Origin of the sequence: Mesorhizobium sp. M0633, assembly GCF_040320645.1 — a bacterium.
GTDB lineage: Bacteria > Pseudomonadota > Alphaproteobacteria > Rhizobiales > Rhizobiaceae > Mesorhizobium.
This window is the reverse complement of sequence record NZ_JAMYQC010000007.1, coordinates 117,370-142,297: the sequence shown is the minus strand read 5'-3', so window position 1 is coordinate 142,297 and position 24,928 is coordinate 117,370. Positions and strand designations below refer to the sequence as shown.

24 protein-coding genes and 2 pseudogenes are annotated in these 24,928 nt (G+C 63.8%); 9 read left to right on the top strand and 17 right to left on the bottom strand.

The annotated features are described in order from the left end of the window. Nucleotides 1-44: 44 nt before the first annotated feature. The 3 genes from NKI47_RS09710 to NKI47_RS09700 form a co-directional block, all read right to left on the bottom strand. Nucleotides 45-1,058, bottom strand: a complete 1,014-nt coding sequence (locus NKI47_RS09710; protein WP_023676725.1) for a substrate-binding domain-containing protein — start codon at nt 1,056-1,058, stop codon at nt 45-47. A 165-nt stretch (nt 1,059-1,223) separates the two neighbouring features. After that, entirely contained in the window at nt 1,224-2,132 is a 909-nt protein-coding gene (locus NKI47_RS09705) for a sugar phosphate isomerase/epimerase family protein (RefSeq protein ID WP_352589524.1), read from the bottom strand. Beyond that, the gene (locus NKI47_RS09700; RefSeq protein WP_352589521.1) at nt 2,129-3,163 is read right to left on the bottom strand and encodes a Gfo/Idh/MocA family protein; all 1,035 of its coding nucleotides are present in this window, start codon (nt 3,161-3,163) and stop codon (nt 2,129-2,131) included. Before NKI47_RS09700 ends, NKI47_RS09705 begins: the two co-directional genes overlap by 4 nt. Before the next feature lie 195 nt (nt 3,164-3,358). Here NKI47_RS09700 and NKI47_RS09695 point away from each other — a divergent pair, with 195 nt between their 5' ends. Next, entirely contained in the window at nt 3,359-4,384 is a 1,026-nt protein-coding gene (locus NKI47_RS09695; protein WP_352589518.1) for a LacI family DNA-binding transcriptional regulator, read from the top strand. A 10-nt stretch (nt 4,385-4,394) separates the two neighbouring features. Here the strand turns inward: NKI47_RS09695 and NKI47_RS09690 are convergent, their stop codons facing one another. From NKI47_RS09690 to NKI47_RS09665, 6 genes and pseudogenes are all read right to left on the bottom strand, one after another. Further along, nucleotides 4,395-5,312 carry a ribokinase gene (locus tag NKI47_RS09690; protein ID WP_352589515.1) on the bottom strand — a complete coding sequence of 306 codons (918 nt, stop codon included), beginning with the start codon at nt 5,310-5,312 and terminating at the stop codon, nt 4,395-4,397. After that, the gene (locus tag NKI47_RS09685) at nt 5,309-6,184 is read right to left on the bottom strand and encodes a MurR/RpiR family transcriptional regulator (RefSeq protein ID WP_023676730.1); all 876 of its coding nucleotides are present in this window, start codon (nt 6,182-6,184) and stop codon (nt 5,309-5,311) included. The genes NKI47_RS09690 and NKI47_RS09685 overlap by 4 nt, the downstream gene beginning before the upstream one ends. After that, nucleotides 6,181-7,158 (bottom strand): ABC transporter permease, encoded by a 978-nt coding sequence (locus tag NKI47_RS09680; protein ID WP_352456543.1) that lies wholly within the window; start codon nt 7,156-7,158, stop codon nt 6,181-6,183. The genes NKI47_RS09685 and NKI47_RS09680 overlap by 4 nt, the downstream gene beginning before the upstream one ends. A gap of 16 nt (nt 7,159-7,174) precedes the next feature. Then, nucleotides 7,175-8,626 (bottom strand): annotated as a pseudogene (locus NKI47_RS09675) (sugar ABC transporter ATP-binding protein); the annotation flags it as partial. Further along, a pseudogene (locus NKI47_RS09670) lies at nt 8,595-9,278 on the bottom strand (substrate-binding domain-containing protein); the annotation flags it as partial. The pseudogenes NKI47_RS09675 and NKI47_RS09670, both read right to left, overlap by 32 nt. Before the next feature lie 42 nt (nt 9,279-9,320). Next, nucleotides 9,321-10,310 carry a TIM barrel protein gene (locus NKI47_RS09665; protein ID WP_352589512.1) on the bottom strand — a complete coding sequence of 330 codons (990 nt, stop codon included), beginning with the start codon at nt 10,308-10,310 and terminating at the stop codon, nt 9,321-9,323. Between the two features lie 247 nt (nt 10,311-10,557). On the opposite strand from NKI47_RS09665, the gene NKI47_RS09660 reads away from it, so the two are divergent. Next, nucleotides 10,558-12,036: an esterase-like activity of phytase family protein gene (locus NKI47_RS09660; RefSeq protein WP_023676736.1), complete on the top strand. Its 1,479-nt coding sequence runs from the start codon at nt 10,558-10,560 to the stop codon at nt 12,034-12,036. A 146-nt stretch (nt 12,037-12,182) separates the two neighbouring features. On the opposite strand, the gene NKI47_RS09655 is transcribed toward NKI47_RS09660, so the two are convergent. Beyond that, nucleotides 12,183-12,971 (bottom strand): L,D-transpeptidase, encoded by a 789-nt coding sequence (locus NKI47_RS09655; RefSeq protein WP_023676737.1) that lies wholly within the window; start codon nt 12,969-12,971, stop codon nt 12,183-12,185. Between the two features lie 192 nt (nt 12,972-13,163). On the opposite strand from NKI47_RS09655, the gene NKI47_RS09650 reads away from it, so the two are divergent. Together NKI47_RS09650 and NKI47_RS09645 are read left to right on the top strand one after the other, a co-directional pair. After that, a complete protein-coding gene (locus tag NKI47_RS09650) occupies nt 13,164-13,796 on the top strand; it encodes an MATE family efflux transporter (RefSeq protein ID WP_352589509.1) in 633 nt (210 codons plus the stop codon). A gap of 17 nt (nt 13,797-13,813) precedes the next feature. After that, nucleotides 13,814-14,635 (top strand): MATE family efflux transporter, encoded by an 822-nt coding sequence (locus tag NKI47_RS09645; RefSeq protein WP_352589506.1) that lies wholly within the window; start codon nt 13,814-13,816, stop codon nt 14,633-14,635. Nucleotides 14,636-14,644: 9 nt separating this feature from the next. On the opposite strand, the gene NKI47_RS09640 is transcribed toward NKI47_RS09645, so the two are convergent. Next, entirely contained in the window at nt 14,645-15,853 is a 1,209-nt protein-coding gene (locus tag NKI47_RS09640) for an MFS transporter (RefSeq protein ID WP_352589503.1), read from the bottom strand. 182 nt (nt 15,854-16,035) lie between these two features. Between NKI47_RS09640 and NKI47_RS09635 the strand changes: the two genes are divergently transcribed. Then, nucleotides 16,036-16,611: a TMEM175 family protein gene (locus NKI47_RS09635; protein WP_023676740.1), complete on the top strand. Its 576-nt coding sequence runs from the start codon at nt 16,036-16,038 to the stop codon at nt 16,609-16,611. 7 nt (nt 16,612-16,618) lie between these two features. On the opposite strand, the gene NKI47_RS09630 is transcribed toward NKI47_RS09635, so the two are convergent. Then, entirely contained in the window at nt 16,619-16,900 is a 282-nt protein-coding gene (locus tag NKI47_RS09630; RefSeq protein WP_352589500.1) for a hypothetical protein, read from the bottom strand. 129 nt (nt 16,901-17,029) lie between these two features. On the opposite strand from NKI47_RS09630, the gene NKI47_RS09625 reads away from it, so the two are divergent. Then, nucleotides 17,030-17,902, top strand: a complete 873-nt coding sequence (locus tag NKI47_RS09625) for an SDR family NAD(P)-dependent oxidoreductase (RefSeq protein ID WP_352589497.1) — start codon at nt 17,030-17,032, stop codon at nt 17,900-17,902. 69 nt (nt 17,903-17,971) lie between these two features. Here NKI47_RS09625 and NKI47_RS09620 read toward each other — a convergent pair whose 3' ends face one another. From NKI47_RS09620 to NKI47_RS09610, 3 genes are all read right to left on the bottom strand, one after another. Beyond that, entirely contained in the window at nt 17,972-18,403 is a 432-nt protein-coding gene (locus tag NKI47_RS09620; RefSeq protein ID WP_031211766.1) for a low affinity iron permease family protein, read from the bottom strand. A gap of 169 nt (nt 18,404-18,572) precedes the next feature. Next, nucleotides 18,573-19,214 (bottom strand): DapH/DapD/GlmU-related protein, encoded by a 642-nt coding sequence (locus tag NKI47_RS09615; RefSeq protein ID WP_352589494.1) that lies wholly within the window; start codon nt 19,212-19,214, stop codon nt 18,573-18,575. 96 nt (nt 19,215-19,310) lie between these two features. After that, nucleotides 19,311-19,799 (bottom strand): CreA family protein, encoded by a 489-nt coding sequence (locus NKI47_RS09610; RefSeq protein ID WP_352589491.1) that lies wholly within the window; start codon nt 19,797-19,799, stop codon nt 19,311-19,313. A gap of 205 nt (nt 19,800-20,004) precedes the next feature. Between NKI47_RS09610 and NKI47_RS09605 the strand changes: the two genes are divergently transcribed. Further along, nucleotides 20,005-20,583: an SCO family protein gene (locus tag NKI47_RS09605; protein ID WP_352450110.1), complete on the top strand. Its 579-nt coding sequence runs from the start codon at nt 20,005-20,007 to the stop codon at nt 20,581-20,583. 11 nt (nt 20,584-20,594) lie between these two features. Then, nucleotides 20,595-21,467 (top strand): 50S ribosomal protein L11 methyltransferase, encoded by an 873-nt coding sequence (locus tag NKI47_RS09600; RefSeq protein ID WP_352589488.1) that lies wholly within the window; start codon nt 20,595-20,597, stop codon nt 21,465-21,467. Between the two features lie 39 nt (nt 21,468-21,506). On the opposite strand, the gene NKI47_RS09595 is transcribed toward NKI47_RS09600, so the two are convergent. Continuing rightward, entirely contained in the window at nt 21,507-21,851 is a 345-nt protein-coding gene (locus NKI47_RS09595; RefSeq protein ID WP_352589485.1) for a hypothetical protein, read from the bottom strand. Between the two features lie 36 nt (nt 21,852-21,887). On the opposite strand from NKI47_RS09595, the gene NKI47_RS09590 reads away from it, so the two are divergent. Beyond that, the gene (locus tag NKI47_RS09590) at nt 21,888-23,732 is read left to right on the top strand and encodes an aminopeptidase P family protein (RefSeq protein ID WP_352589482.1); all 1,845 of its coding nucleotides are present in this window, start codon (nt 21,888-21,890) and stop codon (nt 23,730-23,732) included. Here NKI47_RS09590 and NKI47_RS09585 read toward each other — a convergent pair. Beyond that, nucleotides 23,722-24,612, bottom strand: a complete 891-nt coding sequence (locus NKI47_RS09585; RefSeq protein WP_352589479.1) for a LysR family transcriptional regulator — start codon at nt 24,610-24,612, stop codon at nt 23,722-23,724. The two genes, NKI47_RS09590 and NKI47_RS09585, sit on opposite strands and share 11 nt — an antisense overlap. Nucleotides 24,613-24,928: the final 316 nt, after the last annotated feature.

Below are 24,928 nucleotides of genomic sequence, written 5' to 3'. Positions count from 1 at the left end.
CGGTCCCGCCGGCCGGGCCCGATCCCGGCCGGCGGCTTGGGAGGTCAGCGCAGCGCCTGTTTGGCGAGCTCGGCGACGATCTCGTAATTCTGTGGCGTGACGAAACCGGCGCCGGTATCGACATTCATCGGCGCAAGGCCGAGCACCACCTGCTGGCAGAGGCTGAGGATCGGCAGATAGCCTTGCAGGAACGGCTGCTGGTCGGCCGTCAGTTGCACCCAGCCGCCCTTGAAGCCCTCGACGATCTGCGGGCTGGTGTCGAAGCCGAAGTTGAAGATATCGCCCGGCTTCCTGCCCGCCGCCTGCATGTAAGTCGGGACGTTGCCCAGCATCTGTCCGCCGGGATAGCCAACCGCCTTGACGTCGGGATTGTTGAGCAGTGCCGCGGTGATCACCGGAAGGGCCAGATTGGGGTCGGAAGCCCATTCGCCGCTTGGCGGCGAGGAGAGCTGTATGACCTCGACGCCCGCTTCCTTGAGGGCAGCGACAGTGCCGCGCTCGCGCGCGCCGCGGCTCTCGTTTTCGAACGGGCCGATCATGATTGCCTTGTCGCCGGCCTTGAGCCCGGCCAGCTTGACCGCCTCGGCGCCGAGCGCGCGGCCCTGCTGCTCCTGCTGGGCGCCGACATAGCCGCCGCCGAACGCCGCCGTGACCGTCGGCACCGGCACGTTCTGGTACATCATCTTGATGCCGTCCTTGTGCGCCTGTTCGGCCAGCGGCATGATCGCGGCGTCGCCGGGGTGGCCCATCATGGCGATGCCTTGGGGCTTGACCGCGACAGCCTCGCGCAATTGCTGCACCATCTTCTCGACATCCCACTGGGAAAAGATGTAGTCGACCTTCGGCCCGAGATCGGCCGCCGCCTGCTTGGCACCATTATAGACGATCGTGCCGAAGGCATCGCCCTCGGCGCCGCCGACGAAGAAACGGATATGGACATCCTTGCACCACTGGGCATCGAGCGCCTGCGCCGGCAAGGTCGAGAGTGCGGCGGCGAGCGCCATCGCGGCCGCCGCGACGGTCGAGCGCAGAACTGTCCTTCTCATCGTAATGCTCATGCACTTATCCTCCCTTTGTTCCCTCGCTAGCCGAGGGGTTTTGACGATCGCTTCGGCATTGCGCCGCAATCTTTCGCTGGCCGGCACCTCCCGCCGGCTTGTCCTGTTTTTATGCATGTCGTTATCGCAAAACCGCTGGGCACTTTTGCGCGACATGCATTAGCCTCACACCGGGTTCGGCAGATAGCTCGCGCCTCCCCGGCATTGTTGGAGATAGTCCAGCGCACGCGCCTGGCCGGTGATCTCGAGATCGCCGCGGTAGACCGGGTCGTGCCAGCCCTCGATGTCGATGGCGCCCTTGTAGCCGGCCAGCCGCAGCTCGCTGATCACCCGCGTCCAGTCGCTATCGCCGAAGCCAGGGGTGCGCATCTGAACGAACGGCAGGCGGCCGAACACGCCATGTTCGCGGATCACGTCCCAGCGCACCGTCGCGTCCTTGCCGTGGACGTGGAAGATACGCGGCGCCCATTTGCGGATCTGCGGGATCGGATCGATCAGATAGACCAGCTGGTGGCAGGGCTCCCACTCCAGGCCGAGATTGTCATCCGGCAATTCGTTGAACATCAGCTCCCAGGCGTCCGGATTGTGGGCGATGTTCCAGTCGCCGCTGGCCCAGTTGCCGTCCATGGCGCAGTTCTCGAAGGCGATGCGCACGCCCTTGTCGGCGGCGCGCCTGGCCAAGGGTCCCCAGACCTCGCGGAAACGCGGCAGGCTGTCGGGCAGCGGCTTGCCGCGAATGCGGCCGGTAAAGCCGCTGACCACGTTGGTGCCGAACAGATGCGCGTTGTCGATGATCGTTTCCCACGCCTGCAGGACGCCGCGATCGACTTCGCCGCTCTCCAGCGGGTTGCCGAACACGCCGATCGACGAGACGACGACATCGGCGTCGCCGATCGCCTCGCGGATCTCGCCCGCCAGCCGTGGAATGTCCTTGCCGCCCAGCGTCTGCCAGAAGAACGGCTGGATGCTCTCGAAGCCGAGCGGCAGAATCTGCCTGACATAGGCGGCGGGGTCGTCGAGATTGGCCCGCACCATTGTGCCGATCCTGATATCGAGCAGCGGGTTTGGCATCATGATCCTTCCTGTGCGGCGATGGCGACCCGGCGCCCGGTTTCGGCGCTCTCGATCGCAGCGAAAACCATGGCCAGGCTCTTGATGTTGTCGGCGCCGCGCGTCTCCGGCTCGGTGCCGGTCTCGACGGCGCGGACGAAATCCTGGATGATGCCGAGATGGCCGCCGACGCGATCTGCCGGGTCGAGCGGCGGCACGGCTATCGGTTCGGTGCGGTCGAACAGGCCTTCACGGACCGGCCGCACGACTTCCGCCTTCAACCCGTCCGCGCCGTCCCAGACAATGCTGCCGCGCTCGGCGACGATCCGCCATGTACTGTCCCAGCTGGTACGGAAGCCGGCCGCGCACCAGCTGCCGGCATAGGTGAACAGCTTGCCGCCGCCGAGGTCGAAGCTTGCGGTTGCCGACGACCCTTGCCGATACCAGGAGTTGGCCGGCTCCCACTCCTGGCAATAGACGCCGGCCGGCTCGCCGGCGACCATGTAGCGGGCCGCATCGAATGTGTGGATCGCCATATCGAGCAGCAGCACATGGCGCATCTCTTCGCGAAAACCGCCGAAATGCGGCGCAACGAAGAAATCGGCGTGGATGCTGGTTGGCGCACCAATGGCGCCGGAATCGAGAAAGCGCCGGATGCGCCTGACATTGGCGACATAGCGGCGGTTCTGCACGACGGCATGGATGCGGCCGGCGCTGCGGGCCGCCTCGACAATGGCACGCGCATTGTCCGGGCTGTCGGCCAGCGGCTTTTCGGTCAAGAGATGGCAATGGTGGGCAAAGGCGGAAAGCGCGACCTCGCGGCGGGCGGCGGGAACCACGACGTCGAATACCGCGTCGGGCCTGGTCTGGTCGAGCACGGCGTCGAGCTCGGTTCCGATGACGGCGCCGGAAAGCTCGTATTCGCGCGCCCTTGCCCGCGCCCTTTCGGCGTCGATATCGACCAGGCCGACAATGGCGAGCCCGTCGATCTGCTTGGCCGCATCGAGCCAGGCTTTGCTCATCGCGCCGCAGCCGACCAGGACGACATTGATCATCCAGCACTCCTCCCTCTCGGCCCCTCCAGACCGATCGTCACGGCGTTCACGGCAGGGCCGCAAACGTTCTTCCGTAAACGTTTACGAGAACACACCCGATGGCGTAGAATGTCAATTGGCCGATAGCGAAAAACGTGATGCCGGCTTGGCCTGAAGAGCGGCCGGTGCTAGCCAAGCAAGGGGGAGAACTGTCCTTTGGCGTCCAGTATTCACGACCTTGCACGTCACCTGAATATTTCCATCGGCACGGTGTCGCGCGCGCTCAACGGCCGCGCCGACGTCAATGCCGACACGCGTCAGCGCGTGCTCGATGCGGCCAAGAAGCTGAACTATTCACCGAACCAGTCCGGCCGCAGCCTGCGGCGCGGCGCTACCCATTCGATCGCCTTCATGCTGCAGCCGCATCCGGGCGACCAGGAATATGGCGAGCCGTTCTTCATTCCGTTCCTGACCGGGTTGCAGGCCAAGCTCGCCGAAAGCGGCCTCGACCTGATCGTAGTGATGGGCGCGCCGGGCGACTATCAGCAGGAGCGCCTGCGCCGTGTCGTCGAGACGCGGCGGGCCGATGCGGTGGTGCTGGCCTGGACGCGGCGCGAGGACGAGCGCATCGACTATCTGACCCAGGCCGGTTTCCCGTTCGCAACGCTCGGCCGCAGCCGCTCCGGCGGCGATTCCTATCCCTCGCTCGACCTCGATTTCGAAAAAGCCGGGGCTGACGCGGTCGATCGTCTCGTCGCGCGCGGTCACCGCCGCATCGCCGCCATCCGCCCGTCGCTCGACCTCAATTTCGGCTATCTGTTCCTCGCCGGCTATCGCAAGGCGTTGCGGCGGCACGGCATCGAATTCGACCCCGAGTTGATCGCCGACGGCTTCATCAACGAGGCCGGCGGCTACGCGGTGACGCCGAAGGTCATGCGCTCCAAGGACCCGCCGACCGCCATCATCTTCAACAACGACGCGATGGCGCTTGGCGGCTGCAAGGCTTTGGCCGAGGCGGGCATCAAGCCCGGCCACGACATCGCGGTGATCGTCATCGTCGACACCCCGCTCTGCCGCTATTTTTCCCCGGCGCTGACCGGCTTCCGCCCGGCGCTTAAGCCGATGGGCGAGCGGTTGGCCGAAATGCTGCTGGCATCGATCCCGGCTTACGCCGGCGCCGAAGGCGCACGCATCATCCGTGAAGTCTGGCCGCTGGAACTGATCGCGCGCGACAGCGATTGAATCGCGGCGGTCACTGAGCAGGCTCAGATTGATCAAGACCCCCGCGCTCGCGCTCCGGCGTTGCGACCAGCGAGGCAGCGGCGGCATTGGCGGCGGCAAGTGCCGCCTCGACGGGCTCTCCACGCGCAAGCCACGCCGCAAAGGCGCCGACGAATTCATCACCGGCACCGTGGGTGCTGACCACCTCCACCGGCATCGCCGGCAAGGCGAATGCCTGGCCGTCGCGGTCGCAATAGGCAACGCCCTCGCCGCCGGCCGTGACGATTGCAGCCGGATAGAAACCGACGAGCATGCCGGCCGCCTTCGCAGCACCCTCGAGCGTGTCGACGACCGAAACGCCGGCCAGGAACTCCGCCTCGATGGCGTTGACGATGACGATGTCGGTCAGCGCGATCAGTTCGGCTGTCAGCTTTCGCGCCGGCGCCGCATTGAGAACGACGCGGCCGCCATACGCCTTCACCGCTCGCGCCGCGGCGATATTGGCGGCTTCCGGCACCTCGTTCTGCAGCAGCAGAACCGCCGTTTGCGCCATCAGCTCGGTCGCCTCCGCAATGTCCTTTTCGCCGAGAGTGAGATTGCTGCCCGAGACGATCACCGCGCCATAGTCGCCGCTGTCGTCGAAAATCGCCACGCTCATGCCCGAGCCGGCGCCCGAAGCCACTCCCACGAAGCGCTGGTCGACGCCGTTGCGACCGAGATTGTCGAGAAGCGCGCGGCCGAAATCATCGTCGCCGACAGCTCCGATCATCGCCGCACGCACGCCGGCCCGCGCTGCCGATACCGCCTGGTTGCCGCCCTTGCCGCCGCATTTCGGATGCCAGGCATGGCCGGTGACCGTTTCGCCCTTGCGTGGGCGATCGGGGGCTTCGACCATGACATCGTAATGCAGGCTGCCGAATACTGTCACTAGCGGCGGAGGAGCCGTCATGTGCCCTTATCTTTCCGTTTCGACGTCACCGCAGACATGGTGCGGCCGAGATTGCGCTCCGCCGCCTGGTAGTCGCGTTGCGCGACCGCGACGAACAGCGCGTCGAGGATGTTGAGCTGGGCAATGCGCGCCGCTGCGTTCTCACCCATCAACGGCGAGCCTTGGGCGGTCGAGCAAAGCACGATGTCGGCGACGGCTGCCAATGGCGAGTTGTCATAGTTGGTGATGGCCAGCGTGCGCGCGCCGCTTTTGCGCGCAAGTTGGATGGCGTCGATGACGGCGCTCGTGTTGCCGGAATGCGAAAAGCCGACGGCGATGTCGTCGGCGCCGAGCAGCGAGGCCGACATCAGCATCATGTGCGAATCGTCGTAAACGGAGGTGCGGATGCCGATGCGCAGGAATTTGTGCGAGACGTCGCGCGCGATCTGCGCCGAGCCGCCGACGCCGTAGAAATCGCGATTCCTGGCGCGGTAAAGCAGATCGGCGGCACGGTCGAAATCGTCCATGTCGAGGATGGCGAGCGTCTCCTCCAGCGCCTGGATAGAGGTGCGGAACACCTTCTGCACGATTTCCGCCGAACTGTCGTCCACCGACAGTTCCTGATGCATCTCGGCGGTCGGCAGGCGGCTGTATTCATAGACCGCCGTGCGAAAGTCGCGATAGCCGGAAAAACCCAGCTTCTTGGCGATCTTGACCACCATCGCCTCCGAGACACCGGCCTCCTCGGCGATCTGCTTGAGCGGTATGGTCTCGTCGAAGCCGCGCCGTCCGAAGACGGTTTCAACCACCTTCGCCTCGAGCGGCGTCAGATGCGGCATCATCATGCGGATGCGCGGTCCTACTGCTTTCAGGTCCAGCCCGGTCAAGGTCATCCACGTCCCCTCGTCACGCGATCGATAAGCATCGCGGCGAGGATTATAAGGCCAGTTGCCAGGAGCTGATAGAAGGACTGCACGTTCATCAGCGTCAGGCCGTTGCGCATGCTGCCAAGGATGACGGCACCCAGGATGGTGCCGACGACGCTGCCCTTGCCGCCCATCAGCGAGGCGCCGCCGATCGCCGCCGCCGCTATGGCGTCGAGCTCCCAGAGATTGCCCAGAATGGGTTCGGCCGCACCCAGCCGGCCGATCAGGATCTGCGCTGCAAGCGCTGCCAGCAGGCCCGAGATCATATAGGCGGCGATCTTGGTGCGGGCGATCGGCACGCCGGCTATGTAGGCCGCCTCCTCATTGCCGCCGACGGCGAGCAGATATTCGCCAAACGGCGTCTTCTTGAGGATGATCCAGGCAATCAGCGCGACCACGGCCACGATGATGACCGCCAACGGCAATCCGAACAGCGAGCCGTTGAAGATGGCACGGAAACCGGCAGGCAGGCCGAGCACCGGATTGCCGCCGGTATAGATCAGCGCCAGCGCCCGGTAGGTGCTGAGCGTTCCCAGCGTGACGATGAAGGGCTGCAGCCCGACATAGGCGACCAGCACGCCGTTGAGCAGTCCGCAGGCAAGGCCGATGGCGAAGCCGGCGGCGATGGCCAGCGGAAACGGCACACCGGCAACCAGCATCGAGGCCGAGATGACCGCCGAAAGGGCTGCCGTCGGCCCGACGGACAGGTCGATGCCGCCCGAGATGATGACCAGCGTCATGCCCAACGCCAGGCAGGCATTGATGCTCGATTGCTGCAGGATGTTGATCAGATTGCGCTCGGCAAAGAAGCCCGGGACCAGCGCCCCGAAGACGGCGAGGATCACCACCAGTCCGATCAGCGTGCCGGCGTCGCGCACGGAAAACCGGTGCAGGAAATCTGCCCTTGGGCGCGCTGCTGTGTGTTGGGTTATATCGGTCATCCGCTGGTCCTGTCCGTTATGCACCGGCCCGATGGCCTTGCGTCTTGCCGGCCTCAATCTCCGTTTGGGGTATGGCGTGCGCGGCGATCGCTTGTTCGCTGAGACTTGCGCGGCCCAGTTCGGCGGCGACCGTGCCGTCGCGCATGACCAGCACGCGGTCGGCGAGCCGGATCACCTCGGGGAGTTCGGACGACACGACGATTACCGAATGGCCTTCGGCGGCGAGTTCCTCGATCAGGTGGTAGATCTCCGCCTTGGCGCCGACATCGATGCCGCGCGTCGGCTCGTCGAATAGAAGGATCCGCGTTCCCGCCGCCAGCCAGCGGCCGATGATCGCTTTCTGCTGGTTGCCGCCGCTGAACAGGCGGATCGGCCGGTCGAGCAGGAACGGCCTGAGATTGACGCGTTTCATCTTCTCGGCTGTCACGCGCTTCAGCCGGCGATGGTCGATGAGGACGCGCGGCGCGAACACGCCCATCGAGGCCAGCGCCATGTTGCTGGAGATCGACCGCAACGGCACGATGCCTTCGCGCTTGCGCTCCTCCGGCACCAGGCCGATGCCGGCCGCGATCGCGTCGCGCGGACTGGAAAGTTTTACCGCCTTGCCGTCGATCTCCATTGCGCCTGATGAGGCCCGGTCGGCGCCGGCCAGCAGCCGCAGCAGTTCGGTGCGGCCGGACCCGACCAGGCCGGCAATGCCCAACACCTCGCCGCGATGCAGGTCGAACGAAACGTCACGGACCTTGGTTACCGAGGCGAGGCCACGCACGCTCAGCCTGATCTCGGGGGAAGCATGCGAGCGGTGTTGTTCCTGGGCGAGCTCGCGGCCGACCATCATCGAAACGACGGCCTTTTCCGACACCTGCGCGAGATCGACGGTTTCGACCACAACGCCGTCGCGCATGACAGTGGCGCGCTCGCAGATACCGAACACCTCGTCCAGCTTGTGCGAGACATAAACGACGGCGACACCGTCGCGTGCCAGACCTGCAATGACTTCCGCCAGTCGTTCGAACTCGCTCGGCGTGAGGCTCGACGTCGGCTCGTCCATCGCCACGATCCTGGCGCGGTCGAGCAGCGCCCGGGCAATCTCGACGATTTGCCGCTGCGCCACCTTCAGCGAGCCAAGCGGGGCTGCCGGGTCGATGGTCGTATCGATGGCGGCCAGGGCTTGCGCAGCGCGGCGTTCCTGCTCGCGCCGTGCGACGAAGACGCCGCCGCGCGTCAGCGGATGGCCGAGGAACATGGTCTGGGCGACGCTGAGGCGTGGCACCTGCTGTAATTCCTGATGGATCATCGCCACGCCCGCGGCGCGTGCGGCGACCGGATTGTTCAGCGTCACCGGCTTGCCGTCGATCAGCACGCTTCCCGCCGTCGGCCTGTAGACCCCCGACAGGATGCGCAGCAGCGTCGATTTGCCGGCGCCGTTTTCACCGAGCAGTCCATGGATTTCGCCGGCGCCGGTTACCGGGGACGCTGGCGATGACGTCGAACTTGCCGGCCTCGGTGATCGTGGTCTTGAAACCGTCGGTACGCTGGACGGCGGCGTAGACGCCGGCCTGGCCCTCGACGATGGCGACCTTGCCGCCGTCCGGCCGGTTCTTGATGAACCATTTGGCGACGCGCACGCCATTGTCGCGCTGGACATTACCGACATAATGCTCGGCCTGCGGAATAACAGCATCATTGACGTTGACCACCGGCACGTTGGCCGCCTTGGCCTGGTCCATGATCGGCTGCAGGTTGGAGTCGGTCTGCGGCGAGACGAGCAGCACGTTGTAGCCCTGTGTGACCAGGCCTTCGGCGATGGTGAGCTGGCCGAGCTGGTCGCCCTCGCTCTGCGCTGCCTGGTAGACGACGGGCACGCCGATGCGGTCGCCGAACGACTTGTAGCCCTCTCCCAGCGAGCGCCAGTATTCATTGGTCAGCGTCTTGGAGACCGCACCCGCCTTGGTGCCCTCGGGCAGCTTGGGGAACGCACCGAACCTGGCCTCGAGCTGCGACCAGTCGATGCGATCCTTCTCGGTGTCGGAATTGAGCGGCGCGAGGTCCGCGGAAAAAGCCGAGCCGATTGACAGCGCCATCAGGGCAGCGGCAGCGGTGGCAAGTAGAAATTTCATGGTCTTTCCTCCCTGGTTGAAAACGGTGATGGCGCCGGAGCTTCAGCTGTCCGGCCCGAGCATGGCTTCCTGGATGATGGCCTGCGAGGCGACCGCGTCCTGACGGTCGACGGCAGTGGACAGGCGATTGTCCTTTTCCAGCCGATCGACGACGCGCAGCATGCGCTTGACAGTCGCGATGTTGACTTCGCATTCGTGGACCGGGTCGAGCCCGGTCATGTCGGGGAACGTGTCGAAGTAGATGGCGCCGGCATAGCCGTCTCGACGGATCTGCCTGAGCAGCTCGATCGTCTGCAGCGTATGCACGGCCCCGACCATCAAGCCGTCGTCGCGCTTGGCATAGCCATCGTTGAGGTGCACGCCGAGCAGCTTGCTGTGCCGTGCCACGAGCGCAGCGGCGAAAGCCGGCTGCTCGTCGGCGTAGAGCACATGGGCGAAATCGAGCGTCACGCCGAGATTGGGCAGGCCGATCTCGCGGATCGCCAGCAACGTCGTCGCCGCATCGGGCATCAGGCTGTAGGAGCGCGGCTCGTTGGGTTTGTATTCAAGGCTGATCTGGCAATCGGGGTCATGCGCCGCAACTTCACGAATTCCATCGATTTCGTGTTGCCAGAGCGTCGCATAATCGGCCTGGAAAGCATAATCGAAGCCATCCTGCCCGAGCCACAGCGTCATCAGGCTGGCGCCAGCCTCGCGCGCGGCGTCGATCCCGGCCTTGGTCATGTCGATGGCCTCGCGGCGAACGGCCGGATCCGGATTGGTGAAGGCGCCGAGCTTGAAGGCCGGGTTGGAGTAGTAGCGCATGGCGAAACCATTGATGGAAAGCCCGAGATCGCCGAGTTTGCGCGCCATTTCCGCAGGCTTTTCATCGACATGGTCGGGAAAGTTGAGGTCGAGATCGGTCAACTCCGCAACCTTCGCCGCACGTGCCGCCATTTGCAGCATGGACGGTTTGCCGACAAGATCGGGCCACTCGGCCTGTGGCCGCGAGGCAAAGGAATTGAGGCGGGTGGCGAAACGACAGACTGTCATCGGTGGCCTTTCATCGTCATAACTTCACATAAGAACGATAATTTGTAAAGTTGTTAATTGCACTCTCGGCGGCGACGGATTCGCATGTCCAGGCCAGTTGCGACCACAAGGGTCAAAGCAAGCGCGGCACTGTCACGCAAGTATCATGTTCGCGTCCTAGATCGCTTCTCCGAAGGCTTTCGCGGCATCCTCGATGCGACGCGGCGCTTTTTCGGGCCCCGGCAGCTTTGTCTCAAAGAGGATATCCATGAAAAACCTGCACCGAACCGCGTCCCTCGCTGTCGCGCTGGCGATGTTCACCGCCTTGACTCCGGCCCTGGCAGAAAACTCCGCGACCGTCGGCGGCGTCAGCTTCGTCAACAAGGGCCTGGTCGGCGTCGGCCGCATCCCGGCCAGCCAGAAGGACAAGTTCGGCGAGACGTTTGGCTCCGGCTCAGGCATGTCGATCGATGCTGCCGGCTGGACGCATGGCGCCGACGGCTACAAGGGCTCGTTGTGGCTGTTGCCGGATCGCGGCTACAATGTCGTCGGTACTACCGACTACCGGCCGCGCCTCAACACGATTGCCATCGAGTTCGCTCCGATCACGCCGGGTGCAGTGCCAGCCGCCGGCCAGGAACAGTCGGGCCTCAGGGCGACGCTTGCCGACACCATGCTTTTGACCGACGACAAGGGCGCCGACGCAACCGGGCTCGATCCGCTCAACGGCGTGCGTGCCGCGACCGACGACATGCCGATCCTGCCCGAAGCCAACGGCAAGCTCGCGCTCGATAACGAAGCGATCGCACGGCTGCCCGACGGCACGATGTTCATCTCGGACGAATACGGTCCGAACATCTACCGCTTCTCCGCCGATGGGCGTCTGATGTCGGCAACGCAGCCGCCGGCGGCGCTTGTCCCGATGCGTCACGGGACGCCAAACTTTGCTTCCAACAATCCGGGACCTGGCGCGGCAGACCCAGATCCGAAGGATCCCGAAACCGGCCGTCAGAACAACCAGGGCCTCGAAGGCATGGCGCTGACGCCGGACGGGAAGTTCCTGATTGCCGTGCTGCAGTCGGCCCCAAGGCAGGATGGCGGCGATTCCGCCTCGACGCGCCAGAACACGCGCGTGCTGGTCTACGATGCCTCGGATCCCGGCCAGCTCAAGCTCGCGCATGAATATGTCGTGCCGCTGCCGGTGTTCACCGATGCCAAGGGCAAAACCAAGATCGCCGCGCAGAGTGAAATCGTGGCGCTGTCGGACAAGACCTTCCTGATGCTGGCGCGCGACAGCGGCAACGGCCAGGGGCTGAAGGGCGACACCTCGCTCCATCGCGAGATCAGCGTCGTCGATGTGTCGGCGGCAACCGACATCGCCGGCACAGAGTTCGACAAGGACAAGCCGCTGGCGCCCAAGGGTGAGCTCGATCCATCGGTGACGCCGGCCAAGCTGACGCCGTTCATCGACATCAACGACAAGAGCGAGCTCGGCCGCTTCGGGTTGCACAATGGCGCGCCCAACGACCGCAACAACCTTTCGGAGAAATGGGAGGCGATGTCGGTGGTGAGCGTCCTCGATCCAAAGCTGCCCGACGACTATTTCCTGTTCGTCGCCAATGACAATGACTTCCTCACGCAGGACGGCTTCCAGGTCGGCGCGGCCTACAAGGCCGAGGATGGCGCCGATGTCGACACCATGTTCCTGGTCTATCAGGTCACGCTCCCAGGCCTCACCGGGAAGTAGCGGCAGCCATACAGGCGGAGGCGCCGAACGCGTCCGCCTGAGCTGGCGCGATTGAACGGTCGTGCCCCTTCAGTTGCGGCTCGCCCGCGAAAAGACGGTGTCCTAAGCATCGCAAAACCTGCGACTGACGATCCAGTCGAAGGCACTTACCTCAACATCTCCGCGTCCCTTGGCACGCCTGCATCGATCGGCTCGGCCGTCCTGTTTGACACGGCGGCGATCTTCCCGGCGGCCGACAGGTTCGGGCGCACGAAGACCGGCACGACGCCATCGACGCGGCTGTAGAGGTCGATAATGTCCTGATTCATGAAGCGCACACAGCCGGAGGAAGCGTTCTTCCCGATGGAATCCCACTCCGGCGTGCCGTGCAGCCTGTACATCGTGTCCTTGCCGTCACGGAAGAGATACAGCGCGCGGGCACCAAGCGGGCTCTGCGGGCCGGGCGGCATGCCGTCCTTGTATTTCGCCAGTTCCGGCCGGCGTTGGATCATTTCCGGCGGCGGCGTCCAGACCGGCCACTTCTTTCTCGCCTGAACCACGGCGCTGCCGGTCCATCCGAAACCGGCCTTGCCGAGGCTGACGCCATAGCGAATTGCCTTGCCGCCGTCGCGCACCAGATAGAGGAAGTGCTCGGAAGTATCGACGACGATCGTGCCGGGTTTTTCTCCAGTCGGGTCGGCCACGATTTGACGCACGAATTTCGGATCGACCTTGGCTACCGGAATTGCCGGCAGTTGATAGCCCTCGTCGATGCGCGCGGCATACATGCTTGCGGCATCGCCGAGAGCCGGATCGCTTGGTGCCGCGGGCACCGGCGGCGCCGCCACGTCCGTCGTGGTGCACGACGAAAGAGCCACGGAGGCCGCGCCCAGAGCGGATGCACCAAGAAAGGCGCGCCGGTTCAGGCGCTCAAAAAACAACGGAATATCGGACATGAGCCCCCCGGCTTACCGATGAGATCCAGGAAAATGCGGCCCCACGCGTGCGGGATCAATATACGATTCCGAAAGGTTTGAGAAATGCTTAGATCAAGGCACGCCAGGCGGAATTTACAGCGCCGCATCGACCTCTCCCGTTAAATCGGCAATCATTGCGGACTCAGACAAGCCTTCGCCGAGTTGCCTGCCATGGACGACAACATGCCCCCGCGCCGGCGGACCGGCGACCTCACCAGTGGGCCTATCCCGCGCACCCTTCTACTGTTTGCCCTGCCGGTGCTCGGCTCCAATGTGCTGCAGTCGCTCAACGGCTCGATAAATGCCGTGTGGGTCGGCCGTTTCCTCGGTGAAGCGGCGCTGACCGCCACGTCCAATGCCAACCTTGTGCTGTTTCTCATCCTCGGCACCGTCTTCGGCATCGGCATGGCGGCGACCATCCTGGTCGCGCAATCCGTCGGCGCCCGCGATCTGCCCGAAGCCCGGCGCATCGTCGGCACCAGCGCCACCTTCTTCTTCCTCGTCTCGGTGGTGTTCGCGGTCTGCGGCTGGATCTGGGTCGATGCGATCCTCGATGCGCTCGGCACGCCGGCCGATGCGTTGCCGCTGGCGCGCTCCTATCTGCGCATCATCTTCCTCGCCGTGCCGATGATGAACCTGCTGTCCTTCGTCATGACGGTGCTGCGCGGCGCCGGCGATTCGCGCACGCCTTTCCTGTTCATGGCGCTGGCCGTCGTGCTCGACGTCGTTTTGAACCCGTTGCTCATCCTCGGCATCGGCCCGTCCCCGAACTCGGCATCGCCGGCTCGGCCACCTCGACGCTGATCGGCCAGACGGTAAGCGTGGTTGCCATCCTGATCGTGCTTTATGCGCGCAAGCACCCGCTGCGGCTGGCCGGCGCTAATCTCGCTCTGCTGCGGCCGGACCCGGCGCTGCTGCGCATTGTCGTCTTCAAGGGCGTGCCGATGGGCCTGCAGATGATCGTCGTTTCGGCTGCGGCGCTGACGGTGATGGGCATGGTCAACTCGTACGGCTCGCAGGTTGCAGCTGCCTACGGCATAGCCGCACAGCTCTGGACCTATATCCAAATGCCGGCGCTCGCCATCGGCGCCGCGGTGTCGTCCATGGCGGCGCAAAATGTCGGCGCCAGGCGCTGGGACCGGATTGGACGCATCGCCACCTCCGGCGTCGGCTTCAACCTTGTGCTCACCGGCATGCTCGTCGCGCTGCTGTTCGTATTCGATCGCGCGGTGCTCAGCCTCTTCCTTGGCAGCGACAGTGCAGCAATCGAGATCGCCACTCACATCAACAAGATCGCATCGTGGTCCTTCATCCTGTTCGGCATCACCATCGTGCTCTTCGCCACCGTGCGTGCCACCGGCGCGGTGATGCCGCCGCTGATCATCCTGGTGATCTCGGTGCTGCTGGTGCGCACCAGCTTCGCCTATTTCTTCCGAAGCGTGATCGGCGAGGAAGCTCTGTGGTGGAGCTTTCCGGCTGGCTCTATAACCTCGCTCGTGCTGGCCGCGGCCTATTATCGCTTCGGCCGCTGGCGCAGCCTGCACATGATCGAGAGCCGGCCGGCTGCCGGCGAACCGCCGGATACCGGCCTCGGCGTACCGCGCCAGCGCGCGCATCTTTCGCCCGAGACACCGAACGGCTGAAAGGTCGGCTCAGCGCGCGTATTTCGCGCCAAACCCGAGAGCGACCAGGGAAAAGACGACAATCATGCCGGCAAAGGCCAGGCTTGCCACGGTCGCACCTGCCACCGTCGACAGAACGCCGATGCCGATGACCGGCAGCGCGTTGCCGCAAAAACAGCAGATGAAGAAGGCCGAGACGACTTCGGCGCGCCGGTCCGCCGGCGCGATCTCGTTCACCACTTGCAAGCCGCCGCGATAGCCGAGCGCTGCCGCCACGCCGCACAAGGCGGTCCCGGCAATCATTATGGCCATCGAGGCGAAGACCTGCGCCGCAACAATCAGCGCGACGGTTGGGATCATCAGCGCGAGCGCCGCGAACATCGCGGCTCGGCTCGAAAGACGTGCTGTCGCTACAATGGTGGCGGCCGTCACGATTGCCAATTCAAAGAACAGAGCGCCGGCTTCGGCATGGTTGGTTACCTGCAGTTGCTGCGCCAAAATGCTCGGTGCGAGTGCTGCATAAAAGCCGACCAGCGCCATTGCGCCAAAGCCGGTCACCGCCGGCGCAACGAAACTTGCGCGGATGTCATCGGGCACGGAAAGCCGCGGTCGCATCGAAACGTCAGCCAGTTTCCCTGGCCGCGAAACGGTTTCCCGCGTGCGCCAGACCAGCAGGGTTACAGTCGCGAGCATCGCCAGGTAGACGACGAATGTCAGCCTGAGCGGCCAGGGCGCGTATTCGGCGAGCAACCCGGCCCCCAGCGCACCGAGGCCGAGGCCGAGAAAATTGGTGCTGGTGGCAATCGTCGCCGCCTGTGACTTGTCGTCGGTCGGGAGCAATTCGGCGAGCCAGGCGGTGCCGGTGCCCGCGCCGACGCCGATTCCCAGTCCGCTCAGAATTCGGGCGATGTCGAGCCAGGCGACATTTTCGGCGAACAGGAAAACCACCGCGCTGACGACGGCCACCGCTATCCCGGCCAATGCCATTGGACGGCGCCCGATGACATCGGACACACGCCCCAACATCAGCAGCGCCGCCAGATTGCCGATGACATAGACGGCGTAGACCAGCGTCAAAGTGATCTGCGAGAAGCCGAAGAGCTGCTTGTAGATGATGTAAAGCGGCGTCAGCGCCGTGCTGCCGGCGAAAAGAGCCGCAATCATGGCGGCCACGGCGGCCGCTGCAGCGCGGCCGCCGAGTTCGTAATCGCGCGTTATGACTTGAGCGTGAGCGGTCATTTTTCGACCTTTGATAGCGTGATATTCGGGACCTGACACTCTAACGCCGTTTTCGCGTCAGCCGTTCCCCTCCCCCTTCTTGCTCCTGACAACTTGGCTTGCTCCTGACAACTTGGGCAGCTTTTGCCGATAGCGCCGAGTGATATCCTCTTCTAACGTCAGAGGATTGTCAGGGGAGATTCATGGGCAAGGGACGAGTCGAGGCATTCACCGATGGCGTGGTCGCCATCATCATCACCATCATGGTGCTGGAATTGAAGGTGCCGCATGGCGAGGATTTTTCCGCGCTGGCACCACTCTGGCCGATCTTCCTCAGCTATGTGCTGTCCTTCATCAATGTCGGCATCTACTGGAACAATTTGCACAACATGTTCCATACCGTGCAGCGGGTCGACGGCCGCGTGCTGTGGGCGAACCTCAACCTGCTGTTCTGGCTATCGCTGATGCCGGCGACGACAGCCTTCATGGGTGAGAACCATTTCGCGCCGGTGCCGGTTGCCGTCTATGGCGTCGACCTGGCGCTCTGCGCCATCGGCTTCAACATCCTCACCATGGCCCTGCATCGACTGCACGGCAACGAGACTCTCTTCGCCAGGGCGTTGGGCAATGACCTCAAGGGAAAGATCTCGCTGGTCCTCTATCTTTCCGCCATCGCGCTGACCTTCGTCAATCACTGGATCGGTGTCTCGATCTATGTCCTGGTGGCGATGATCTGGTTCGTGCCGGACAGGCGCTTCGAGCGGCTGATCGAGAAATAGGCCCCGTCTAGCCTCGCATTGCTTTCAGCTTTTCCGCTACCGAAGCGGCAAGGTCGGCGTAGCGCTCCTCCAGCCGCTCGGCCGCCTTGATCACTGAAAAATCATGGCCGAATTTCTCAAGCGCCATACGCAGCTTTTCGACGAACTCCGCCTGTTTTTCGAGCACCGAAAACAGCGTTTTCACTTGCGCTTCGCTGATGTCGGGATTGGCAAGCATCTGCGGCACCTCGCGGCTCATCTGGTCGCCGGTTGCGGTCTGTTCTTTCAGGATCTCGATCCAGTCGGTCAATCGTCAGTCTCCTTTTTCGACATCAGCATGCGCAGCGCCCGCCGACGCGGTCAACCCGAAGATGCCGGCATCGGCTTGCGCGAGCCTCTTTCCGCGCTAAGTTCGCCGCGGCCAGAACAGGAGAAAATCATGACCACCGACGCCGAGATCCAGACCGCCCTGCCCGCACTTGCCTCCGGCAATGTCGCCGTCATCACCGGCGCGGCCAGCGGCATCGGCCTTGCCGCCGCCAAACGGCTGGCGGCGATGGGCATGAGGATCGTGTTGGTCGATATTGGCGGCGCACGCCTCGATGAGGCCCGACACGCCGTCGCCGCCATCGCCGGCGACAGCGCCGTACTTGCCGTCGCCGCCGATGTCTCGAAGGCCGACGAACTCGACCGGCTGGCCGAAAGCACATTCGGCGCCTTCGGCGACGTATCGCTGCTGATGAACAATGCCGGCGTCGGCAACAATCCCGGCAAGCCGTGGGAGAACCGCGACGCCTGGAAACGGCTGCTGGATATCAATTTCTGGGGCGTCGTCCATGGCGTCGAGGCCTTTGCGCCGCGCATGCTGGCGGCGGGAAAGCCGGGCCTGATCGTCAACACCGGCTCCAAGCAAGGCATCACCACACCGCCCGGCAACCTCGCCTACAACGTTTCCAAGGCGGGCGTGAAGACCTATACCGAGGGCCTTGCACACGCGCTGCGCAACGAGCCGGGCGCCAGTGTCGCGGCGCATCTGCTTATCCCCGGGTTCACTTTTACCGGCCTGACCGAAGGTGCGACCGAAAAGCCGGCCGGCGCCTGGACCGGCGAGCAGGTCATCGACTTCATGCTGGCCTCGCTACTGCGTGGCGATTTCTACATCCTGTGTCCCGATAACGAGGCGACCCGGTCCATGGACGAAAAGCGCATGGCCTGGGCGATTGGCGACATCATCGAGAACCGTCCTGCTCTGTCGCGCTGGCATCCGGACTACAAGGATGCTTTCGCGGCATTCATGACACGCAGCGCATGATCCCGAACCGAAGATCACCGTAGCAAAGAATCGGATCCGATCTTCGCAGGTATGCGCCAGACCTTTATATCACGCCGCCGCATGCTTCTTCGTGTTCCGCTTCTTCGCCATGGCTTTCTCGGCTGCCAACTCGGCAAGCTTCTGATCATGCCGCTTCGCTGCCTGTTCGCATTTCTTGCGGATCTCTTCGACTTCGGTCTCAGTCAGGTGTTCGATACCGATGAAGGTGTTCTGGGCTGTGCTGACCCGGATCAATTCGTCGAGCTTCGCCTGGATCGCGGCGCCATCGCGGTTCTGGGTGTTCTGGATGAGAAACACCATCAGGAAGGTGACGACCGTCGTGCCGGTGTTGATGACGAGCTGCCAGGTGTCCGAAAAGCCGAACATCGGCCCGCTTGCCGCCCAGACGACGATGATCAGGAAACAGACGGCAAACGTCGGCGGCAGGCCGGCAAAATGGGCGACGTTGTTGGCGATCCTGGTGAAAAGCTTCTCAATCATTCAAACTCCCTCAACAGCCGGGCGACGAACCCGGACGGAAGCCGAGTTCATTGTGTCTGCAGAAACAGTTGGCAGCCGCTCCTGGTTCCCTCGTGGCGGAAGGTCGCGGGTACATTGTTGGAGGAGCAGATCGCGCAGGCCGTCGGACCGCTTGCAGATGCGCCCGAAGTCAGGCGGCGCCGTTTTCCCAGCGGTCGAGGAAAGCCTCGATGGGCAAGGCCTGCATGTCGGGGACTGCCCTGGCCAGTTTCTCGAGCGGCCAGTCCCACCAGGCAAGACGTTCGATCCGGGCCGCAGTTCCCGCGCTGAAGCGCTGCCGCAATGGCCTGGCCGGAACGCCGGCGACGATTGCATAGGCCGGCAGGTCTCGCGTCACCACCGCATTGGCACCGACGATCGCGCCGTTGCCGATCACTATGCCAGGCATGATCACGGCGCCATGGCCGATCCAGACATCATGGCCGATGCTGACGGCTCTCGCCCGCCGCCGGTCGCGGAATGCCTGATCGACACCCAGCCAGCGGAAGTACTCGTTGGGCCGATAGCTGATTTTGTGCTGCGTCAGCCGCTCGACCGGATGCTCCAGCGCATTGATGCGGCTGTTGGCGGCGATCGAGCAGAATTTGCCGATCGTCGTATAGATCGCCTCGGCGTGGCGCTCGAAGTAGGAGAAGTCGCCGACCGTCACCTCGCGCAGGATGACCCGCTCCCCGATCGACGCGTGGCGTCCAAGCTTGCACGCCTTCAGCTCCGCCGTCGGATGGATGCGCGGCTCGGGATCTTTCAGGACAAGGTGTTCGGGACGGTCCATGCGCGCGCTTTACGCCCGCGCGCATAGTCTCGCAAGCCGAGTGCAGCGCCGCGCATCAGTTTGGACGCGCCAAGGACCCTGTAGCACCTTAAGTCTCTATTTCGGCTTGCCGCTGGTCCACACCACGTTCTGGCCGTAGAGCGGCACGGTGGTGACCGACATTTTTGCCGAGCCATCCTGCACCTGGCGTGAATGCGACAGGTAGATCAGCGTCTCGTTGGCCTTGTCGTAGATACGGTTCACCACCTGCTTTTTCCAGATCAGGCTGATGCCTTGCTTGAACACCTCCTCGCCGGCCTCGCTCATGTCGATGTCGCCAATGGTGATCGGCCCGGTCTGGCGGCAGGAGATCGAGGAATCGGACGGGTCCTCGAACCAGTTGCCTTTCTGCAGGCGGTCGATCACGCCACGGTCGAAATAGGAGACGTGGCAGGTCACGCCCTCGACCTTCGGATCCTTGATCGCCTCGACGATGATATCGTTGCCGAGCCAATCGACGCCGACCTTGCCGACTTCCTCGGCGGCGGCCGCGCCGGCGCCAATGACAAGGCATGCGGCTAACGCGCCGCCAATCAGTCTTCGCAAAGAGGCCTCCTGCGGTTCAAATTTTGCCGACCTCAGGTGGGACGAACGGCAGCGCTTTGCAAGCAGATCGCCTCCCACAGGATTGCCGGTTGCGGCAACGCGACATCTTTGCGTCGGCGCGACCGAACCGCTAAGAGTGTTCGCCAAGCCAGGGCCTTCACGGCGCCAACCCGGCGCCCGATGGAATAACGACGGACTTTCACTGATGATGCGTTCAATTCTGGTCGGTATTCTCGTCCTGATGGCCGCCGGAATCGGCTGGCTCACCTTCGACTGGTACCGCGGACATTATGGCGGCGAGCCGTTCGGAGCACCGTTCACGCTGGTCGACCAGAAGGGCGCGCCGGTCACCGAAGCCGCGTTTCGTGGCCACCCCAGCGTCGTCTTCTTCGGCTTCACGCACTGTCCGGAAGTCTGCCCGACCACGCTTTTCGAGTTGGCCGGCTGGCTGAAGACGATGGGCGACGACGGCAAGAACCTGCGTGCCTATTTCGTTACGGTCGACCCGGAGCGCGATACGCCCGAAATCATGAACACCTATGTCAGCAATTTCTCCGATCGCATCCTCGGCATATCAGGCGATCCCGACAAGGTCCACGCCATGGCCAAGTCCTTCGGCATCTACTGGAAGAAAGTCGACACGAACGACGGCGACTACACGATGGACCACACTGCTTCGGTGCTGCTGCTCAACGCCAAGGGCGATTTCGCCGGCACCATTGCCTATGGCGAAAGCCCGGATGCCGCCATCGCCAAGCTCAAACGGCTGGCGGCGGAAGGTTGACACATCCGGTAATGACGCAGACGCGTTTGTATTTCACCGCGGGCAAGATCGAGGCTGACCGCATCTTCGCGGCGCTCGGTGCGGCATTCGACGATGAGGGCCTGCCGATTGCGGTGCTCGAGGTCGACGAGGACCGCGACATCCACGAAGTATCGCTCTATGCCGACGACGACGTTGATGCGGTCGAGGCGCGGCTTAGGGACATCCTTGCCGGACTGTCGCTGTCGAAACCGATAGCGCGCGAAGCGCTGCCCGACATCGACTGGGTGGCGCGCTCGCTGGAGGGATTGAAGCCGGTGCGGGCCGGGCGCTTCTTCGTCCATGGCGCGCATGACCGCAGGAAGCGCCACAGCGGCGAGCTCGCCATCGAGATCGAGGCCGGCCTTGCCTTCGGTACCGGCCATCACGGCACCACCGCCGGCTGCCTCGAAATGCTGGAGCAGGTCATACAGCGCGAGCATCCGCGCAACGCGCTCGACCTTGGCACTGGCAGCGCGGTGCTCGCCATCGCGGTGGCCAAGCTCGCGCATGTTCCGGTGCTGGCGACCGACATCGACCCGGTCGCCGTCAAGGTGGCCGCCGCCAATGCGCGGCTGAACCAGGTCAAGGGGCTCATTGAAACGGTGGCGGCGCCCGGTTTTCATCATCCGATCTTTGCCGCGCGTGCGCCCTTCGACCTGATCGTCGCCAACATATTGGCGCGGCCGCTGATGCGTCTGGCTCCGCAAATGGCCGGACATATCGCGCTCGGTGGCTCGATCGTTTTGTCGGGCATCCTCGAGCGCCAGCGCGATGCGGTAATCGCGGCCTATGTCGGCCAGAAATTCCGGCACGTCCGCACCTTGCACCGCGAGGGCTGGGTGACGATTCACCTCAAGCGCTGAGGCGCAGCGCCTTCAACGCAAGCCGGAATCAGCTCGGACCTAGCGCGAGTTCGCCGCTTTCTTCAGCTGTTCGCGATCGTAGCCGTGAGCTTTCAGCGTTTCGTCGTCAAAGCCAAGCAGAACGCCGCTCACATACCGGCTCGCCTCGCGCTGGCGAGCTTCGATCAGCGCTTTCACAGCGTTTCTGAAAAATCCGCGTCTAGGTGAAATCGTGGACATGACGGTCTCCTTTGCAGGGCAATAGGACTCTTTCCTCCACGTGAAGAAGGTAAGCCTTGCTGACGCTTTTTGAAATCGCCGATTCTGCATGGCCTCCATGCGCAAAGAGACACGCAGCAACCGGGAATGATCGTTCCGAAAATCGATTCCGATTTTCGAGGTCATGCGCTACGGTCGCGCCAGCATTCGAGGAGAGCCGACATGTTCCAGACCTTCGATTCCGCCGGCGATCCGGCCGTTGGCAAGCCGCGCGTAGCAATGCTGCGCCAATGGTTGGCGGCGAACGGGCTGGATGGCTTCATTGTGCCCCGTGCCGACGAGCACCAGGGCGAATATGTCGCCGATCGCTCGGCACGGCTGAAATGGCTGACCGGCTTCAGCGGCTCGGCCGGCGTCGCCATTGTGCTTGGCGAGCGCGCCGTCATGTTTGTCGACGGGCGCTACACGCTGCAGGTGCGCCAGGAGGTCGATCTCGACATCTTTTCGATCGAGAGCCTTGTCGACAACCCGCCGGCCAACTGGATCAACGACAATCTCGGCAAGGGCGTGCGGTTGGGCTTCGATCCGTGGCTCCATACGATCAGTGACGTCAAGGCGCTGAAGGCCTCGGCCGAGAAATCAGGCGCGATACTGGTGCCGCTCGAAGAGAATCCAATCGACGCCATTTGGCAGGACCAGCCCGGGCCGCCACTGGCGCCGGTCGAGATCCACCCGATCGGCTTTGCCGGCGAACTGGCCAAGGACAAGCTGGTGCGGCTGGCGGCGGCCACCGAGAAGGACGGCGCCACCCATGCCGTGCTGACCGACCCCTCCTCCATTGCCTGGGCCTTCGACATCCGCGGCGGCGACGTACCGCACACACCGCTGGCGCTCGGCTTTGCCGTGCTCGCCGCCGACGGCTCGCATCTGCTTTTCATGGACCAGCGCAAGTTTTCGCGCACCGTCGCGGCCTACCTGACGCAGCTCGCCGAATTGCACGAACCAGGTGAATTCGAATCGGCAATCGTCACCCGGGCCAAGGGCGGCGCAAAGATCGCGCTGGACCCGGTTCTCGCGGCGGACAAGCTCAGAATGCTGGTCGAGGATAATGGCGGCACCGTCATTGCCACGGCCGATCCGGCCCGCATTCCACGCGCAACAAAGAACAAAGCTGAGATCGCCGGCGCACGCGCCGCACATCGCCGCGACGGCGCCGCGGTCGCCAAGCTGCTGTGCTGGCTCGACCGCCAGAAGCCCGGCACGCTCGACGAAATCGCCGTTGTGACCAGGCTTGAGGAGACGCGCCGTCAGACCGGCGAAGAAACGCAGATGCCGCTGCGCGACGTATCGTTCGATACCATCTCCGGCGCTGGTCCTAACGGCGCCATCATGCACTACCGCGTCTCCCGCGCCACCAATCGCAAGGTGGGGGATGGCGAACTGTTCCTGCTCGATTCCGGCGGGCAGTACCAGGACGGCACCACCGACATTACCCGCACGGTTCCGATTGGCGCGCCAACCGAGGAGATGCGCGAGCGCTTCACGCTGGTGCTGAAAGGCATGATCGGCATCTCCATGCTGCGCTTCCCCCAGGGCACGCGCGGCTCCGAAATCGATGCAGTGGCGCGCCTGGCGCTATGGAGACACGGCTGCGATTTCGCCCATGGCACTGGGCACGGTGTCGGCTCCTATCTTGCCGTGCATGAGGGCCCGCAGCGTATCGCCAAGACCGGTACCGAAAAGCTGCTGGCCGGCATGATCCTCTCCAACGAGCCCGGCTATTACAAGGAAGGTTCCTACGGCATCCGCATCGAGAACTTGATTCTGGTGACACCGGCCGAGGCAATCGAGGGCGGCGACATCGCCATGCACGGCTTCGAGACGCTGACGCTGGCTCCGATCGACAAGCGGCTGATCCGGTCGGACCTTTTAACCCGCGACGAGTTGCATTGGCTTGACGAATACCATGCCCGCGTACTGGCCGAGATCGGACCGATGCTCGACGGCGAGACGCTGGCCTGGCTGGAAAAAGCAACCGCCCCGCTGCCGCACGACCTCAAGCAATAGCGCCGGCGGCAACGCCGGTTGGCAGGCTTTGCTCCGCAAGCAGTCCCTGCAAAGCGGTGACGTTGGGAGAACCGGCTCCCTTGCGCCAGAACAACACCGTGACGGCGTTGTCTTCGTCAGAGGGCAGTTCGTGCAGCTTTAGCCAGCGGCTTTCCGGGAAACCCGAAAGCACGCTTTTCGGCATCAGCGCTATGCCCATGCCAGCCACCACGCAACCAAGGATGGCATGGTATGAACCAAGCTCGATGGTTTTCTCGGCCATGAACCCTCTGCGCGCATACCATTGTTCCAGCCGCTTGCGGTGCGGACAGCCGTGCTCGAAGGCTATCATGGTTTTGGGCATGTCCAGGTGGTCTTCGACCGAAACGCGCGATGCCGCCGAGACAATGACCAGCTGCTCGTGGAATGCGGGCAGCTTTTCGAACGGAACGTCAGCGATCGGCTCGGCTGCGAACGCTGCATCGAGTTCGCCGGCAAGCATGGCGGTCGCGAGAACCTGCGGATTGCCGGTGCGCAACTGGATTTCCACTTCGGGATAACGTGCGTGATAATCGGCGAGCAGACTTGGAAGCCGTGCCGCGGCGGTGCTCTCCATAGCACCTAGGCGAAGCGTGCCGCGCGGGCGTGGATCGAGCATCGCCGTTCGCGCCTCCTCCGCAAGCGCCAGCAGCCGATCCGCATAGCCGACCAATTTGTGACCGGCCGGCGATACGTGCAGGCGCTTGCCCTCCCGGATAAACAGCTGCACGCCGAGATCCTCCTCGAGCTGCCGGATGCGTGTGGTCACGTTCGACTGCACGCGAAACAGTTTTTCCGCCGCCCTGGTGATTCCGCCCTCACGCACCACCGTGCGGAAGATGCGCAGATCGGTCAAATCCATACATCTCTCCTGGAGAACATAACGATCTTAATTATTCATTTTAACTGATTATGCCTTTCCCGTAAATCGCCGGTGTAGCTGCCGATCAACACGGCAAACCAGGGGAGATGGAAATGTCGCGTGAGCCCTTCGGCATCCAGCCGATCGATCTAAGCGCATTGACGCCGAAGCAGCGCGAAGCACTCTATAGCGACGCCGTGCGTTGCGCCCACCAGGAGAGAGCGGAGGCGATCCGGCTGAGCCTGTCGCGGGTCGGCGCGGCAATAGTCGCTGCGGTAAAGCGCATGTGTGCTCTCGCCGCCAAGGCAAAAGTCGA

Bases quoted from the DNA above. Each gene is read 5' to 3' on its own strand.
- NKI47_RS09685 (WP_023676730.1), bottom strand. From the start codon at position 6,184: ATGACCTTGACCGGGCTGGACCTGAAAGCAGTAGGACCGCGCATCCGC.
- NKI47_RS09650 (WP_352589509.1), top strand. From the start codon at position 13,164: ATGGACGACAACATGCCCCCGCGCCGGCGGACCGGCGACCTCACCAGT.
- NKI47_RS09625 (WP_352589497.1), top strand. From the start codon at position 17,030: ATGACCACCGACGCCGAGATCCAGACCGCCCTGCCCGCACTTGCCTCC.
- NKI47_RS09700 (WP_352589521.1), bottom strand. From the start codon at position 3,163: ATGATCAATGTCGTCCTGGTCGGCTGCGGCGCGATGAGCAAAGCCTGG.
- NKI47_RS09605 (WP_352450110.1), top strand. From the start codon at position 20,005: ATGATGCGTTCAATTCTGGTCGGTATTCTCGTCCTGATGGCCGCCGGA.
- NKI47_RS09615 (WP_352589494.1), bottom strand. From the start codon at position 19,214: ATGGACCGTCCCGAACACCTTGTCCTGAAAGATCCCGAGCCGCGCATC.
- NKI47_RS09585 (WP_352589479.1), bottom strand. From the start codon at position 24,612: ATGGATTTGACCGATCTGCGCATCTTCCGCACGGTGGTGCGTGAGGGC.
- NKI47_RS09660 (WP_023676736.1), top strand. From the start codon at position 10,558: ATGAAAAACCTGCACCGAACCGCGTCCCTCGCTGTCGCGCTGGCGATG.
- NKI47_RS09595 (WP_352589485.1), bottom strand. From the start codon at position 21,851: ATGACCTCGAAAATCGGAATCGATTTTCGGAACGATCATTCCCGGTTG.
- NKI47_RS09690 (WP_352589515.1), bottom strand. From the start codon at position 5,312: ATGACGGCTCCTCCGCCGCTAGTGACAGTATTCGGCAGCCTGCATTAC.
- NKI47_RS09620 (WP_031211766.1), bottom strand. From the start codon at position 18,403: ATGATTGAGAAGCTTTTCACCAGGATCGCCAACAACGTCGCCCATTTT.
- NKI47_RS09590 (WP_352589482.1), top strand. From the start codon at position 21,888: ATGTTCCAGACCTTCGATTCCGCCGGCGATCCGGCCGTTGGCAAGCCG.
- NKI47_RS09640 (WP_352589503.1), bottom strand. From the start codon at position 15,853: ATGACCGCTCACGCTCAAGTCATAACGCGCGATTACGAACTCGGCGGC.
- NKI47_RS09600 (WP_352589488.1), top strand. From the start codon at position 20,595: ATGACGCAGACGCGTTTGTATTTCACCGCGGGCAAGATCGAGGCTGAC.
- NKI47_RS09665 (WP_352589512.1), bottom strand. From the start codon at position 10,310: ATGACAGTCTGTCGTTTCGCCACCCGCCTCAATTCCTTTGCCTCGCGG.
- NKI47_RS09705 (WP_352589524.1), bottom strand. From the start codon at position 2,132: ATGATGCCAAACCCGCTGCTCGATATCAGGATCGGCACAATGGTGCGG.
- NKI47_RS09710 (WP_023676725.1), bottom strand. From the start codon at position 1,058: ATGAGCATTACGATGAGAAGGACAGTTCTGCGCTCGACCGTCGCGGCG.
- NKI47_RS09655 (WP_023676737.1), bottom strand. From the start codon at position 12,971: ATGTCCGATATTCCGTTGTTTTTTGAGCGCCTGAACCGGCGCGCCTTT.
- NKI47_RS09680 (WP_352456543.1), bottom strand. From the start codon at position 7,158: ATGACCGATATAACCCAACACACAGCAGCGCGCCCAAGGGCAGATTTC.
- NKI47_RS09635 (WP_023676740.1), top strand. From the start codon at position 16,036: ATGGGCAAGGGACGAGTCGAGGCATTCACCGATGGCGTGGTCGCCATC.